Genomic DNA, 258 nt, shown 5'->3' with positions numbered 1-258 from the left:
CCGTTCCAAATACTGGATCAATACGTTCTAAATAAGTGGCATTATCAGCATCGATGGTATAGATATAACCATCATCTGAGTTATACGTTAAATGCACTTCGTAATCTCTAGTGGTAATTTCAGTAAAGACAGCATCTCCTCCATTAAAGGACACACCAAATATTTTGGACTTGTTATCACCATCGTGATCGGTGTAGTAAGCTACATAGCTCTCACAATCATTAGGCTCCTCGCCTCCACCATCTGAACATCCTGAAG

The 258-nt window shown here is 39.9% G+C and carries 1 protein-coding gene; it reads right to left on the bottom strand.

Going from position 1 to position 258, the window contains the following annotated elements; all coding sequences use genetic code 11:
• The coding region (locus tag DN064_RS14085) for a hypothetical protein (RefSeq protein WP_157962328.1) at positions 1-258 on the bottom strand (258 nt) is incomplete at both ends.

Source organism: Winogradskyella aurantiaca (assembly GCF_003362725.1).
GTDB lineage: Bacteria > Bacteroidota > Bacteroidia > Flavobacteriales > Flavobacteriaceae > Winogradskyella_A > Winogradskyella_A aurantiaca.
Note: the sequence above shows the minus strand (reverse complement) of the source record. Positions and strands in the feature narration are given on the sequence as shown.